Below are 12,879 nucleotides of genomic sequence, written 5' to 3'. Positions count from 1 at the left end.
AGCGCCGGCCTCAGCGCCGCAGGTGGTCAGTCACCGCCTGCGCCACCTGGGCGTCGCGCAGCAGGCGCGTGTGGCCCAGGCCCTGCGTGGCGACGAGGCGCGCCCCGGCGATCGCGTCGCGAAACGCCTCGGCGTCGGCGAAGCGGTTGATGCGGTCTTCGCGGTCGTGAACGATCAGCGTGGGCTGGGCCACGCGCGGCCCCACCGCGGCCGGTTCGAACTGGCGCATCAGGATGCCCTCGCGCGCTTCCACGCGCTGCTGCAGGCGCTGTCGCGTGGCTTCCGTCAGCCCGAACACCGCGGCGAACAGGCGCGTGTAGGCCAGCGGCGACGCGGGTGGCGCCAGCAGCGCCAGCCGCGCCACCGGCAGGCCGCGCGCCGCGGCATGGGCCAGCGCATTGGCCGCCAGCGAATGCGCGACCACGCCGTGCACCGCGTGCCCCTGCTGCAGCAGGCGTGCGGTGGCGTACTCGATGGCGCGCGCGAATTGCGGCAGGTTGCTGGTGCTGCCACGGCTGCGGCCGTGCGCGGGCAGATCGATCAGCACCGGCCGGAGCCCCTGCGCCGCCACCGCCTGCGCCAGCGGCAGCATCTGTGCCGCGTGGCCGCCCCAGCCGTGCAGCAGCAGCACCAGCGGCCCGTGCGGGCCGGGCGGCGGCAGGTAGAGCGTGAGGCTGGCCTGCTCGAAGGCCCATTCGCTGGCCAGCCAGCCCGCCAGTTCGGGCCGCTGGCGGTGCAGCCAGCGCGGCGGCAGTGGGGTGCCGAACAGGCGGTAGGCGCCGCGCAGCGCGAGCGAGGGCCACAGGCGCTCGGACAGGCCCAGGGCCCAGCGCATCCAGCGCGTGCCGGGGGCCGTGGCGTAGAAGGCGGAGGCGGCTTGCAGCGGGGCATCGTTCATGCGGTTCTCCTGAATTCGCACAATCGTGCGAAAGATGGTCAAAAAAAAGCGCCGGGCCGGGATCAGCGCTGGTAGGTCCGCAACAGCCGGTCCCAGGTGGCCTGGGCGCGCTCGGCGGCGCGCGGGTCGCGCAGGAAGCGCACGTCGTGCACCAAGCCGATGGCCAGGCTGCAGATCTCGCCCACGAGCTGCTCGGGGTCGGTGTCGGCCTTGAGGTGGCCGGCCTCGATGGCCTGCAGCACCGTGCGCCGCAGGGCCGCGCGCCAGCGCGTGACCTCGTTGAGCAGCAGATCGCGCAGCTCGCCCTCGCGGTCGTCGAGTTCGAACGCGCCCGAGGTGTAGAGGCAGCCGGTGTGGGCCTCAACGTCGCGCAGCCGGATCAGCCAGCGGCGCACGATCTCGCCCAGGCGCGGCAGGCCCTTGGGTGCCTGCATGGCTGGCACGAACACGTCGGCCAGGAAGCGGCGCCCGAACTCCTCGATGACGGCCTTCTGCAGCGCCTCGCGCGAGCCCACGCGCGAGAACACGCCGCTCTTGGAGAGTCCGATGCGATCGGCCACCGCCTGCAGCGTGATGGCCTCCAGGCCCTCAGCCGAAGCCAGGTCGAGCGCGGCGCCGACGATGGCGGCGCGCGTCATTTCGCTTTTCTGGGTCCGGGCGTCCATGGCGGCGCATTCTGCGCACGATCGTGCGAAAAAGCAAGCGCCGCGGTGCTTGGACGGTGACCAAAGCCTGACTATGATCCGCGCCAACCGCCGGTGGCCGCCTTGGACAAGCCCCTTCCACCCCTCAAGCCCGAGTTCCTGGCCATGATGGCCAAGGGGGTGTCGCTCATGCTCTGCAGCTGCGACCCCGCGCTCACGCCCAGCGTGATGCGTGCCGTGGGCAGCCGCATCGAGGACGAGGGCCGCCGCATCACCGCCTACCTGGGGCGCGCCCAGGCCGCCCAGCTGCTGGCCGACATCGCCAGCAGCGGCCGGCTCGCCGCGGTCTTCAGCCAGCCCAGCACCCACCTCACGGTGCAGTTCAAGAGCCGGCGCGTGCGCATCCGCGAAACCCGCGCCGACGACACCCCCCACCTCGAACGCTATCTGCGCTCGATGGAGGAGGAGGTGGCGGCCGTGGGCTTCGCGCCGGTGTGCGCGCACGCGCTGCTGGCCCACGCCCCGGGCGACCTGGTGGCCGTGGAGTTCGAGCCCGACGAGGCCTACGACCAGACCCCGGGCCCGCAGGCCGGGCGCCAGGTGTCGGCCCACTGAACGCCGCGACGCACCTGCCATGAACGCCCCACTGGACCTCGCGCGCCTCGAACGCGGCAGCATGGACGAACTGCGGCCCGCGCTCGAGGGCGCTGTCCCCGCGGTGATGGCCACCGTGGCCGCCGACGGCACGCCGAACGTGGCCTACCTGTCCCAGGTGCACCACGTGGACGAGCGCCACGTGGCGCTGTCCTTCCAGTTCTTCAACCGCACGCGGCAGAACCTGCTCGCGCATCCCCGCTCGACGGTGCTGCTGGTGCACCCGATCAGCATGGCCTTCTACCGCCTGCACCTGCGCTACCTGCGCACGGAAACCGGTGGCGCGGTGTTCGAGCGCATGAAGGCGCAGCTCGCGGGCATCGCCTCGCACAGTGGTCTCGACGAGGTGTTCGTGCTGCGCGGCGCCGACATCCACGAGGTGCTGGCCATCGAGCGCGTGCCGGTGGCGCCCCACCCCTCGCCGCTGCCGGCGCCGCAGGCCCGGCCCGCGGCCCTGCCGGTGCTGAGCCGCGCCAGCCAGCGGCTCGGGGCCGCGCGCACGCTCGATGCGCTGATCGAAGCGGCGCTCGACGTGCTGCAGCACGAGCTCGACATGCCGCAGGCCATGGTGCTGATCGCCGATAGCGCCGCGGGCCGGCTCTACACCGTGGCCAGCCGCGGCTACACGCCCTCGGGCGTGGGCTCCGAGATCCCGTTCGGGCAGGGCGTGATCGGCGTGGCCGCGCGCGCGGCCACGCCGCTGCGCATCAACCACATGACGAGCGCCGCGCTCTACAACCAGGCCGTTCTCGGCGGCTACGGCCGCGACGCCCAGGCCGAGATTGCCTACCCCGGATTGGCGCGCCCGGGCAGTCAGCTCGCGGTGCCCCTGGCGTCGGCGGGGCGCGTGGTGGGCGTGCTGTTCGTCGAGTGCGGGCAGGAAATGCGCTTCAACCACGAAGACGAAGACCTGCTCGTGGCGCTCGGCGGCCAACTGGCCGCGGGCATCGACCTCATGCACGAAAGCGAGGAGCCTTGCGGCAGCGAGCCCGACGCCAACGCGCCGCAAGCCGTGGCACCCGCGGCCGCACCGCTGCGCGTGCGCCGCTACCGGCGCGACGACAGCGTGTTCGTCAACAACGCCTACCTCATCAAGGGCGTGGCGGGCGCGATCCTGTGGAAGCTGCTGACCCATCACCGCGAGGGCCGCCACGAGTTCACCAACCGCGAACTGCGGCTCGACGCCTCGCTGGGGCTGCCCGACGTCAGCGACAACCTCGAGGCGCGGCTGCTGCTGCTGCACCGCCGCCTGACCGAGCAGTGCCCGTCGCTGCGCCTGCAGAAGACCGGCCGCGGCTGCTTCCGCTTCGACGCGCTTGCGCCGGTCGAACTGATCGAGAGCGACTGAGGCTCAGACCACCAGCCCCGGCACCGGCGGCAGGTTGACGCCGCGCGCGAGCCGGGCGAAGTCGGGCTGATTCAGGCGCAGGCGCGCGAGGTCCAGCACCGCGTCGAACACCGGGGCGGGCGCCTTGGCCTGCAGGTCGTTGAGCAGGCCCAGGCGCTCGGTCGCGTTCACGGCCGGCAGCATCCAGTGCAGCGTCTGCATCATTTCCTGGGGCGGGATGCTGGCCACCAGCGCGTCGTGCAGGGCGATGAGTTCGAGGTCGTCGTAGGCGGCCCAGAGCGCGGCGTTGTGCCGCGTTTCCTCGGCATGCATGTGCTGCAGGTTGTCTGCCACGAACAGGGCCAACGCGAGGTACAGCGCATGCATCGCACTGGCACGCTGCTCCGCGGGCACGGCGGCCATGCCGCGGGCGGCCGCGCTCAGCTGTTGCGTGGCGCGCAGGTGGTCCTCGTGCTCGCGGGCCACCGCATCACACACGCCGGGGCAGCGCAGCTGCAACGCGGTGTGGATGAAGCGGTTTTCGTGCTCCAGGTGGCGCTCGCACATCTCCATGAGCTCCACCATGCGGTCGCAGGCGTTGCGCAGCGCGGCTTCGTCGGCCGCGTCGGTGCGGCCCAGCGCGATCAGCGTGTCCGTCATGGTGTGGCGCAGCGCCTTGTGGATGCCCGCGTACAGGTTGAAGCGACCCTCGCCCGTGCGGGCGGTCGCGGCGATGGCGTTGAATTCGATGGCGTTCGATTGCATGGTGGTTCCTGAAGCGCCGGCCCCGGCCGGCATGGGGGTTGGCCGGGGGTGCCCCATGCACCGCCGCGCCATGCCGGGAAGTCTCCGCAGACGGCCCTGGGCGCGCCGCTAAATAGGGCTTAAGCGCTTGCTAAAAAGTCCTTAAGCCTCCCCCGCCTGGGGGAAGGCGGGCTCAGTCGAGGCCGCTCAAACGGCCGCGGCTGCGCTTGACCGAGGCGCGCTGGGCCTTGCCTTCGAGCCGGCGTTCGCGCGAGGCGCGCGTGGGCCGCGTGACGCGTCGCTGCTTGGGCACCACGGCCGCGGCGTCGACCAGGGCCTGCAAGCGCGCGAGCGCCTCGGCCTTGTTCCGCTCGAGGCTGCGGCTGCCCTGGGCCTTGATGACGATCACGCCCTCTTGCGTGAGCCGGGTGTCGTGCAGCGCGAGCAGCTGCGCCTTCACCGCCTCGGGCAGCGACGAGCTGCGCACCACGAAGCGCAGATGCACCGCGTTGCTGACCTTGTTCACGTTCTGCCCGCCCGCGCCCTGCGCGCGGATGGCGGTGAAGTCCACCTCGGCGGGGTCGATGGTTGGCGGCGCGGGCATGCGCGGAGTCTAGTAGCGCTCCTTCACGCCGGTGACCATGGCTTTGACCAGGCGGGTGCGTTCGAGCCGGCCCATGACCAGGGCAGCGACCGCGTGCAGGCCGGCGAGCCAGAGCAGCGCCTCGGCGAGCCCTTCGTGCAGCTCCTGCACGGCTTCGTTGCCCCAGAAGCGGTCGGTGCCCTGCAGCCAGCCCGTGAAGCCCAGCAGCAGCACCAGGCCCATGAGCGCGAGCATCATGAGCGCACCCAGCGGGTTGTGGCCCGGCGTGTGCAGGTGCTCGCCACGGCCGAGCGCGGCGAGGTGCTGGCGCACGCGCTGCGGCGTGGGCCAGAAATCGGCGAAGCGCGCGTGGCGCGTACCGATGAAGCCCCACAGCACGCGCAGGCCCACGAGCCCCGCGGCGGTGTAGCCCGCCCACTCGTGCGGCGGGTCGCCTTCTTCGAGCACCCACTGGTTGAGCACCACGCAAGTGACCAGCGACCAGTGGAACACCCGCACGAACGGGTCCCAGACCCGTTCGGCCCGTGGCGCTTCGCTCATTCGGATTTCACCGCTTTGCCCGACACGGGGTCGAAATAGATCTCGACCTTCTTGCCGGTCTTGTCGGTGCCGTAGATCTCGTAGCAGTTGCCCTTGGTGACCTTGAAGACCTTGATCTGATAGCCCTGGGCCTGCAGGTCCTGCTTGAAGGCGGCTTCGGGCTTCCAGCCTTCCTTGCTGGTGGTGCAGGTGGGGCCAGCCACGGCGGCACCGGCAAGGGCGAGGCTGAGGGCGGCGACGGCGACGGCGATCGATTTCATGGTGTTGGTTTCGGTGTCCCCCGCACATGCGGGTGGCGGGATTCCAGGCGAAGCGCCTGAATGGGGCCTTAAGTACTCGCCCCTGCCGGCCCTGGGGTCGAGGCACGGCGGGGATAATCCCGCCCCATGGCATCGAAACAGCGCGTCGTGGTGGGCTTGAGCGGGGGCGTGGACTCCGCGGTGAGCGCGTACCTGCTCAAGCAGCAGGGGCACGAGGTCGTCGGCATCTTCATGAAGAACTGGGAAGACGACGACGACAGCGAGTACTGCAGCAGCCGCCAGGACTGGCTCGATGCCGCAAGCGTGGCCGACGTGCTGGGCATCGACATCGAGCACGTGAACTTCGCCACCGAGTACAAGGACCGCGTGTTCGCCGAGTTCCTGCGCGAGTACCAGGCGGGGCGCACGCCCAACCCCGACATCCTGTGCAACGCCGAGATCAAGTTCAAGGCCTTCCTCGATCACGCGATGCGCCTGGGGGCCGAGAAGATCGCCACCGGCCACTACGCGCGGGTGCGCGAGCGCGCCGGCCGCTTCGAGCTGCTCAAGGGCCTCGATCCGCTCAAGGACCAGAGCTACTTCCTGCACCGCCTCAACCAGGCACAGCTGTCGAAGACGATGTTCCCCGTGGGCGAACTGCCCAAGACCGAGGTGCGCCGCATCGCGGCCGAGATCGGTCTGCCCAATGCGAAGAAGAAGGACAGCACCGGCATTTGCTTCATCGGCGAGCGACCGTTCCGCGAATTCCTCAACCGCTACATCGCGAGCGCTCCGGGGCCCATCAAGGACCCGCGCGGCCGCACCATCGGCGAACATGTGGGCCTGAGCTTCTACACCCTGGGCCAGCGCCAGGGCCTGGGCATCGGCGGCGTGAAGGCCAAGGGCGCGCAAAAGGGCGGCAGCGAGCACGAGCCCTGGTTCGTGGCGCGCAAGGACATCGCGCACAACACCCTGTGGGCCGTGCAGGGCCACGACCACCCCTGGCTGCTCACGTCGCGCCTGCGCGCGCACGACGCGAGCTGGACCGCGGGCGAACCGCCCGCCGCCGGCGCGCTGGGCGCAAAGACGCGCTACCGCCAGGCCGATGCGGTCTGCACCGTCGAGCCGCTGGGTACCGAGGGTTTCGAACTGCGTTTCGAGCAGCCCCAGTGGGCCGTGACACCGGGCCAGAGCGCCGTGCTCTACGACGGCGAGGTCTGTCTGGGCGGCGGCGTGATCGTGACCGAGGCCGCCTCGGGCGACGAGGCCTTCAGCCCGCCGGTGGCGCAGGCGGCTTGACCCCGCCCTGTCCGGGGTGCAACGAGCCCCCGAGCTTCTCGTGGATCTTGCGCGTGGTGCGCCAGGTGGCCCACAGCACCAGCGGCACGAGCGCGGCCGCGGCCATCTCGGGGTGGACAGGCAGGCCTGCGGCCTTGGCGCCCTTGCCCACGTAAAGCAGCAGGCTGATCACGTAGTACGAGATCGCCGCGATCGACAGGCCTTCCACCGTGGTCTGCAGCTGCAGCTGCAGTTCCTGGCCGCGTGTGAGCTTGGCCAGCAGCTCCTGGTTCTGCGCCTCGGTGGCGATGTCCACGCGCGTGCGCAGCAGCGCGCTGGTGCGCGTGATGCGCTCCGACAACGATCCCAGCCTTCCTTCGCTCGCGGCGACCGTGGCCATGGCCGGTGAGAGCCGGCGCCGCATGAACTCGCCCACGGTCTGGGTGCCCGGGATGGGGCGCTCGCGCAGCTCGCCGATGCGCTGTGCCACCAGCGCGTCGTAGGCGCGCGTGGCCGCGAAGCGGTAGGTGTGCTCGGCCGTGGCGCGCTCCACGCGCGCGGCCAGCGCCACCAGCTGGTCGAGCAGGTCCTGTTCGTTCAGGCTCTTGTGTTCGAGTTGCGCGGTGATGGCGGCCAACCGCGCCTCGGCCTCGGCCAGCATGGGCGACAGCGCCTTGGCCACGGGCAGGCCGCGCAGGGCCATGAGGCGGTAGGTCTCGAGCTCCAGCAATCGCTGCGAGGTGCGGCCCGCGCGCGAGGCGCTGGTGTCGGGCGGGGCCACGACCAGCATGTGCTCGAAGCCCGAGGCCCGCAGCCGGAAGTCGGTCACCGCCCACGAGTGCCCCCCGCCGAGTTGCGAGGCCACCACCGTGCGGTCACCGAACCAGTGCTGGGCCGGGCGCATCAGCCGCGCCTGGGCGTCGGCCGTCTGCTCGGGCAGATCGGCGACCACCATGGCCAGCAGGATGGCGGCCACGGTGCGACCGGGGATGCCGTTGAGCCAGCCGGGCGGCAGCGCCAGCGTGCTGTGCAGCGCGGGCTCGCTCGCGCCCAGGCCCATGCCCTCGGGCAGCGGCTGTACCAGCGAGTAGCGCGTGAATTCGGTGTGGCGCTCCCATTTGAGCGTGCGCCCGTCGGGCAGCTGCAGCCGCAGGAAGTGGTTGTTCAGGTCGCTGGCCTGCAGGTCGGCCTGGCCGGGCAGGCGGCGCAGGTGCTCGAGCTCCTGGGCGCGGTCCACCCCGTCGTTGAGCACCGCCACGAAAGCGATCAGGGCCGGCAGCGGAATGAGCGCGGATGGCCGCGCATGCACCTCGTCGTGCAGGGCTTGGCGCAGCGGATCGTCGGGCGGCAGGTCGCGGTGGGTGTTCATGGCGGTCGGTCGGCGGACAGGCCGCACTGTACGCCGCTGGTCGCGCTGGCGAAGGCCGGCCGATCCGCTACTGCGGACGAGGTATTGAGTGTGCCCTGCCCGGCTCGAATACTGTTGTTTTCCTGTGCCGTGGCGCCGCCACTGCGCGGGCGGACTGGAAGGGAGGCATGGACATTCGGTTCGAAGGTCTGGTCGCGGGCGGTGAGGCCACGGTCTCTTGGGTCGTCGCGCTGCTGATCCTCCTGGGGGTGGGTCTGGCGCTGCTGTGCCACCGGGCTATCCGCCACCGCCGCGCGCGCTCGGCGGGGCAGGCCGCAGCGGCCCGTGAGCAGATGGAACATGCCCTGGCCGAGCGTCTGCGCAACGAGCGCTCGCGCCTGCTGAGCGCGGTGGCGCACGACCTGCGGCAGCCGCTGTACGCCATGAGCCTCACCACACAAAGCCTCGAGCAGCAGCGTGCGGCGCGCAGCCCGGCGGTGCTGCTTTCACAGATGCGCCATGCCCTCGCATCGGCCGACGCCCTGCTCGACACCCTCGACACGGTCGCGCGCCTGGAAACCGGCGCGCTGCGGCCGCGCCTGGCGGTGTTCTCCATGCAGGCCATGCTCGAGCGCATCGACCGCCAGTACGGCCCGCAGGCCCAGGCGCGCGGCCTGCACTGGACCGTGACCCCGAGCCTGGAGTGCGTGCACACCGACGCCCTGCTGCTCGAGCGCATGCTCGACAGCCTCGTGGCCAATGCGGTGCACTGCACCGAGCGCGGCGGCGTGCTCGTGTCGTGCCGCCGGCGTGGCCAGCAACTGCTGCTCCAGGTCTGGGACACGGGCCCCGGCCTGGACCCGGTCGGGCTGGCCGCGGCGGGCGGCCCGCACTACCGCGACGATGGCGGCGTCGCTGCCGATGGCGGCGTGGGCTTCGGGCTGGCGGTGGTGAAACACGCCGCGCGTCTGCTGGGCATCCGGCTGAGCGTGCGCTCGCGCGTCGGCCACGGCACGTGCTTCAGCCTGCTGTTGCCGCTGTACCCCATGGCGAGCCGCCGCCGCGTGGCGCGGCTCGGCACGCGGCAGCCCCAGTTCAGCGCCTGAGCGCCCACACCGAGGCGTCGGTGTGCACGGCGTCGAGCGCAAAGCGCCGGCCCGCGAGGTGGTCTTCCATGCATTGCAGCACCAGCGGGCTGCGCAAGCGGCCCTGCTGGGCGCGGACCTCGTCGGGCGTGAGCCACAGCGTGCGCACGATGCCGTGGTCCAGCGTGCGCCCCGGCACCGCGTCGCCGAGCTCGCCGCAGTAGGCGAAGCGCAGGTAGGTGATGTCGTCGTCGCCGCGCTGGAAGCGCGAGAGGTAAACGCCCACCAGCGCGGTGGGCCTGAAGCGGTGGGTGGTTTCTTCGAGCGTCTCCCGCGCCACCCCCTGCTCGGGGCTTTCGCCGGGGTCGAGGTGACCGGCGGGGTTGTTGAGCCGCAGGCCTTCGGGCGTGTGCTCCTCGATCAGCAGGTAGCGGCCATCGCGTTCGATCACCGCGGCCACGGTGACGCTGGGTTTCCATCGTTCGCTCATCGCAGAATTATCGGCGGCGTGCCTGCCGCCCCAGGCTTTCAAAAAGCTTTCAGTTAAGCTTGCCCGCAAAATTCACTTCCCCGAGCGAGGAGACACCCATGCTCATCGGCGTACCCGCTGAGACCCTGGCGGGCGAGACCCGTGTGGCCGTCACGCCCGAGACGGCCAAGAAACTTGTGGCCCAGGGCCACACCGTGCGCGTGCAGGCCGGCGCCGGTCTCGCGGCCAGCGCCACCGATGCGGCCTACGAGGCCGTGGGTGCCCAGATCACCGACGCCGCCGGCGCCCTGGGCGCCGACCTGGTGCTCAAGGTGCGCAGCCCGCAGCCGGCCGAGCTGGCGCAGATGAAGCCGGGCGCGACCCTGGTGGGCATGCTCAACCCCTTCGACGCCGACGGCCTGCGGGCGCTGGCCGCGGCCGGTCTCACGGCCTTCGCGCTCGAAGCCGCGCCGCGCACCACGCGCGCCCAGAGCATGGACGTGCTGTCCTCGCAGGCCAACATCGCGGGCTACATGGCCGTGATCGCCGCGGCCAACGCCTACCCCAAGTTCTTCCCCATGCTCATGACGGCCGCCGGCACGGTGAAGGCCGCGCGCGTGGTCATCCTCGGCGTGGGCGTGGCGGGCCTGCAGGCGATTGCCACCGCCAAGCGGCTGGGCGCGGTCATCGAAGCCTCCGACGTGCGCCCGAGCGTGAAGGAGCAGGTCGAGTCGCTGGGCGGCAAGTTCATTGATGTGCCCTACGAGACCGCCGAAGAAAAAGAGGCGGCCGAAGGTGTGGGCGGCTATGCGCGCCCCATGCCGCCGAGCTGGCTGCAGCGCCAGGCCGCCGAGGTGGCCAAGCGCGTGGCGCTGGCCGATGTGGTCATCTCCACCGCGCTCATTCCGGGGCGCGCCGCGCCTACGCTGATCACCGAAGACATGGTGAAAAGCATGAAGCCGGGTTCGGTGATCGTGGACATTGCGGCCGGCAAGGGCCCCAACGGCGTGGGGGGCAACTGCCCGCTCACCGAGGCCGACAAGACGGTCGTCAAGCACGGCGTGACCCTGATCGGCGAGACCAACCTGCCCGCGCGCGTGGCGGCCGACGCCTCCGCGCTCTATGCGCGCAACGTGCTCGACTTCCTCAAGCTCGTTTGCCCCAAGGACGCGGCCGCGGTGCAGGTGCCGATGGACGACGACATCGTGGTCGCCTGTCTCATGACCCAGGCCGGTGAAGTCAAAAGGAAGTGACATGGACGCCGTCTCCCCCACCCTCATCAACCTCATCATCTTCGTGCTCGCCATCTACGTGGGCTACCACGTGGTGTGGAACGTCACGCCTGCGCTGCACACGCCGCTGATGGCGGTGACCAACGCGATTTCGGCCATCGTGATCGTGGGCGCCATGCTCGCGGCCGCGCTCACCGAGACCCCGCTGGGCAAGACCATGGGTGTGCTGGCCGTGGCGTTGGCCGCGGTGAATGTGTTCGGTGGCTTCCTGGTCACGCGGCGCATGCTCGAGATGTTCAAGAAGAAAGAGAAGAAGGCGCCCAAGGCCGGCGCGGGAGAGCAAGCATGAGCATGAACCTCGTCGTCCTGCTCTACCTGATCGCCTCGGTCTGCTTCATCCAGGCCCTGAAGGGTCTGAGCCACCCCACCACCTCGATCCGCGGCAACGTCTTCGGCATGACGGGCATGGCCATCGCGGTGCTCACCACCGCGGCGCTCATCGTCGAGCTGTCGGGCGGCAAGGCGCAGGGCATGGTCTACGTGCTTGGCGGCCTGGTGGTGGGCGGCGGCATCGGCGCGGTCATGGCCAAGAAGGTCGAGATGACCAAGATGCCCGAGCTCGTGGCCTTCATGCACAGCATGATCGGCCTGGCCGCGGTGTGCATTGCCGTGGCCGTGGTGGCCGAGCCCTGGGCCTTCGGCATCGCCGGGCGCGACCTGCCGATCCCGGGTGGCAACCGCATCGAACTCGCGCTGGGCGCCTTCATCGGCGCGGTCACCTTCAGCGGCTCGGTGATCGCCTTCGGCAAGCTCTCGGGCAAGTACAAGTTCCGCCTGTTCCAGGGTGCGCCCGTCACCTTCCCGGGCCAGCACAAGCTCAACCTCGCGCTCGGTCTGGCCACGGCCTTCTTCGTCTTCGGCTTCTGGCATTCGCAGAGCTGGATGGACATCGTGCTGGTGATCGCGCTGGGCTTCGTCCTGGGCGTGCTCATCATCATCCCCATTGGCGGCGCCGACATGCCGGTGGTGGTGTCCATGCTCAACAGCTACTCGGGCTGGGCGGCCGCGGGCATCGGCTTCAGCCTCAACAACAGCATGCTGATCATCGCCGGCTCGCTGGTGGGCAGCTCGGGCGCGATCCTGAGCTACATCATGTGCAAGGCCATGAACCGCTCGTTCATCAGCGTGATCCTGGGGGGCTTCGGCGGTGACGCCGGTGCCGCGGCGGCCGGCGGGGGCGTGCAGCGCACCGCCAAGAGCGGCAGCGCCGACGACGCGGCCTTCATCCTGGGCAACGCCGAAACCGTGGTGATCGTGCCCGGCTACGGCCTAGCGGTGGCGCGCGCACAGCACGCGGTGAAAGAGCTCGCGCACAAGCTCACCGAAAAAGGCATCACCGTGAAGTACGCGATCCACCCGGTGGCCGGGCGCATGCCGGGCCACATGAACGTGCTGCTGGCCGAGGCCGAGGTGCCCTACGACCAGGTGTTCGAGATGGAAGACATCAACGGCGAGTTCGGCCAGGCCGACGTGGCCATCATCCTCGGCGCCAACGACGTGGTGAACCCGGCCGCGCTGCAGAAGGGCTCGCCCATCTACGGCATGCCCATTCTGGAGGCCTACAAGGCCAAGACCGTGATCGTGAACAAGCGCTCCATGGCCGCGGGGTATGCGGGCCTGGACAACGAGCTGTTCTACATGGACAAGACCATGATGGTCTTCGGCGACGCGAAGAAGGTGGTCGAGGACATGACCAAGGCGGTGGAGTGAAGCCGCGCAAGACCTTTGGGCAGCGTCTCGCGAAGGCCTTGGAAGAT

15 protein-coding genes are annotated in these 12,879 nt (G+C 70.5%); 7 read left to right on the top strand and 8 right to left on the bottom strand.

The features are described 5' to 3' along the window. Window positions 1–10: 10 nt before the first annotated feature. Together WDZ95_RS14975 and WDZ95_RS14970 are read right to left on the bottom strand one after the other, a co-directional pair. The gene (locus WDZ95_RS14975; protein ID WP_425779519.1) at window positions 11–898 is read right to left on the bottom strand and encodes an alpha/beta hydrolase; all 888 of its coding nucleotides are present in this window, start codon (window positions 896–898) and stop codon (window positions 11–13) included. 62 nt (window positions 899–960) lie between these two features. After that, window positions 961–1,563, bottom strand: a complete 603-nt coding sequence (locus tag WDZ95_RS14970; RefSeq protein ID WP_166228865.1) for a TetR/AcrR family transcriptional regulator — start codon at window positions 1,561–1,563, stop codon at window positions 961–963. A 102-nt stretch (window positions 1,564–1,665) separates the two neighbouring features. Between WDZ95_RS14970 and WDZ95_RS14965 the strand changes: the two genes are divergently transcribed. Both WDZ95_RS14965 and WDZ95_RS14960 read left to right on the top strand, forming a co-directional pair. Continuing rightward, window positions 1,666–2,157: a hypothetical protein gene (locus WDZ95_RS14965; RefSeq protein WP_425779517.1), complete on the top strand. Its 492-nt coding sequence runs from the start codon at window positions 1,666–1,668 to the stop codon at window positions 2,155–2,157. 19 nt (window positions 2,158–2,176) lie between these two features. After that, window positions 2,177–3,544 (top strand): GAF domain-containing protein, encoded by a 1,368-nt coding sequence (locus WDZ95_RS14960; protein ID WP_425779515.1) that lies wholly within the window; start codon window positions 2,177–2,179, stop codon window positions 3,542–3,544. A gap of 3 nt (window positions 3,545–3,547) precedes the next feature. On the opposite strand, the gene WDZ95_RS14955 is transcribed toward WDZ95_RS14960, so the two are convergent. From WDZ95_RS14955 to WDZ95_RS14940, 4 genes are all read right to left on the bottom strand, one after another. Beyond that, a complete protein-coding gene (locus tag WDZ95_RS14955; protein WP_425779513.1) occupies window positions 3,548–4,288 on the bottom strand; it encodes a hypothetical protein in 741 nt (246 codons plus the stop codon). A gap of 172 nt (window positions 4,289–4,460) precedes the next feature. Next, window positions 4,461–4,871, bottom strand: coding sequence for an alternative ribosome rescue aminoacyl-tRNA hydrolase ArfB (arfB, locus tag WDZ95_RS14950; RefSeq protein ID WP_425779511.1), 411 nt, complete (start codon window positions 4,869–4,871; stop codon window positions 4,461–4,463). 9 nt (window positions 4,872–4,880) lie between these two features. Continuing rightward, complete coding sequence (locus tag WDZ95_RS14945) at window positions 4,881–5,411, bottom strand: cytochrome b/b6 domain-containing protein (protein ID WP_425779509.1); 531 nt, start codon at window positions 5,409–5,411, stop codon at window positions 4,881–4,883. Further along, window positions 5,408–5,671: a PepSY domain-containing protein gene (locus WDZ95_RS14940; RefSeq protein WP_425779507.1), complete on the bottom strand. Its 264-nt coding sequence runs from the start codon at window positions 5,669–5,671 to the stop codon at window positions 5,408–5,410. The genes WDZ95_RS14945 and WDZ95_RS14940 overlap by 4 nt, the downstream gene beginning before the upstream one ends. Before the next feature lie 126 nt (window positions 5,672–5,797). Here WDZ95_RS14940 and mnmA point away from each other — a divergent pair, with 126 nt between their 5' ends. Beyond that, window positions 5,798–6,949: a tRNA 2-thiouridine(34) synthase MnmA gene (gene mnmA / locus WDZ95_RS14935; RefSeq protein ID WP_425779505.1), complete on the top strand. Its 1,152-nt coding sequence runs from the start codon at window positions 5,798–5,800 to the stop codon at window positions 6,947–6,949. Here mnmA and WDZ95_RS14930 read toward each other — a convergent pair. Then, window positions 6,921–8,297: a DUF3422 family protein gene (locus tag WDZ95_RS14930; protein ID WP_425779504.1), complete on the bottom strand. Its 1,377-nt coding sequence runs from the start codon at window positions 8,295–8,297 to the stop codon at window positions 6,921–6,923. The two genes, mnmA and WDZ95_RS14930, sit on opposite strands and share 29 nt — an antisense overlap. A 167-nt stretch (window positions 8,298–8,464) precedes the next feature. Between WDZ95_RS14930 and WDZ95_RS14925 the strand changes: the two genes are divergently transcribed. Beyond that, window positions 8,465–9,382, top strand: coding sequence for a sensor histidine kinase (locus WDZ95_RS14925; protein ID WP_425779502.1), 918 nt, complete (start codon window positions 8,465–8,467; stop codon window positions 9,380–9,382). Here the strand turns inward: WDZ95_RS14925 and WDZ95_RS14920 are convergent. Further along, window positions 9,372–9,851, bottom strand: coding sequence for an NUDIX hydrolase (locus tag WDZ95_RS14920; protein WP_425779500.1), 480 nt, complete (start codon window positions 9,849–9,851; stop codon window positions 9,372–9,374). The genes WDZ95_RS14925 and WDZ95_RS14920 overlap by 11 nt on opposite strands. 98 nt (window positions 9,852–9,949) lie before the next feature. On the opposite strand from WDZ95_RS14920, the gene WDZ95_RS14915 reads away from it, so the two are divergent. The 3 genes from WDZ95_RS14915 to WDZ95_RS14905 are packed head-to-tail and all read left to right on the top strand — an operon-like array spanning window position 9,950 to window position 12,832. Then, entirely contained in the window at window positions 9,950–11,083 is a 1,134-nt protein-coding gene (locus tag WDZ95_RS14915; RefSeq protein WP_425779497.1) for a Re/Si-specific NAD(P)(+) transhydrogenase subunit alpha, read from the top strand. 1 nt (window position 11,084) lies between these two features. Further along, the gene (locus tag WDZ95_RS14910) at window positions 11,085–11,411 is read left to right on the top strand and encodes an NAD(P) transhydrogenase subunit alpha (RefSeq protein WP_166228843.1); all 327 of its coding nucleotides are present in this window, start codon (window positions 11,085–11,087) and stop codon (window positions 11,409–11,411) included. After that, window positions 11,408–12,832 carry an NAD(P)(+) transhydrogenase (Re/Si-specific) subunit beta gene (locus WDZ95_RS14905; protein WP_166228841.1) on the top strand — a complete coding sequence of 475 codons (1,425 nt, stop codon included), beginning with the start codon at window positions 11,408–11,410 and terminating at the stop codon, window positions 12,830–12,832. The genes WDZ95_RS14910 and WDZ95_RS14905 overlap by 4 nt, the downstream gene beginning before the upstream one ends. The last annotated feature ends 47 nt before the right edge of the window (window positions 12,833–12,879 follow it).

The organism is Hydrogenophaga sp. T2 (genome assembly GCF_049843535.1).
GTDB lineage: Bacteria > Pseudomonadota > Gammaproteobacteria > Burkholderiales > Burkholderiaceae_C > Hydrogenophaga > Hydrogenophaga crocea.
Note: the sequence above shows the minus strand (reverse complement) of the source record. Positions and strands in the feature narration are given on the sequence as shown.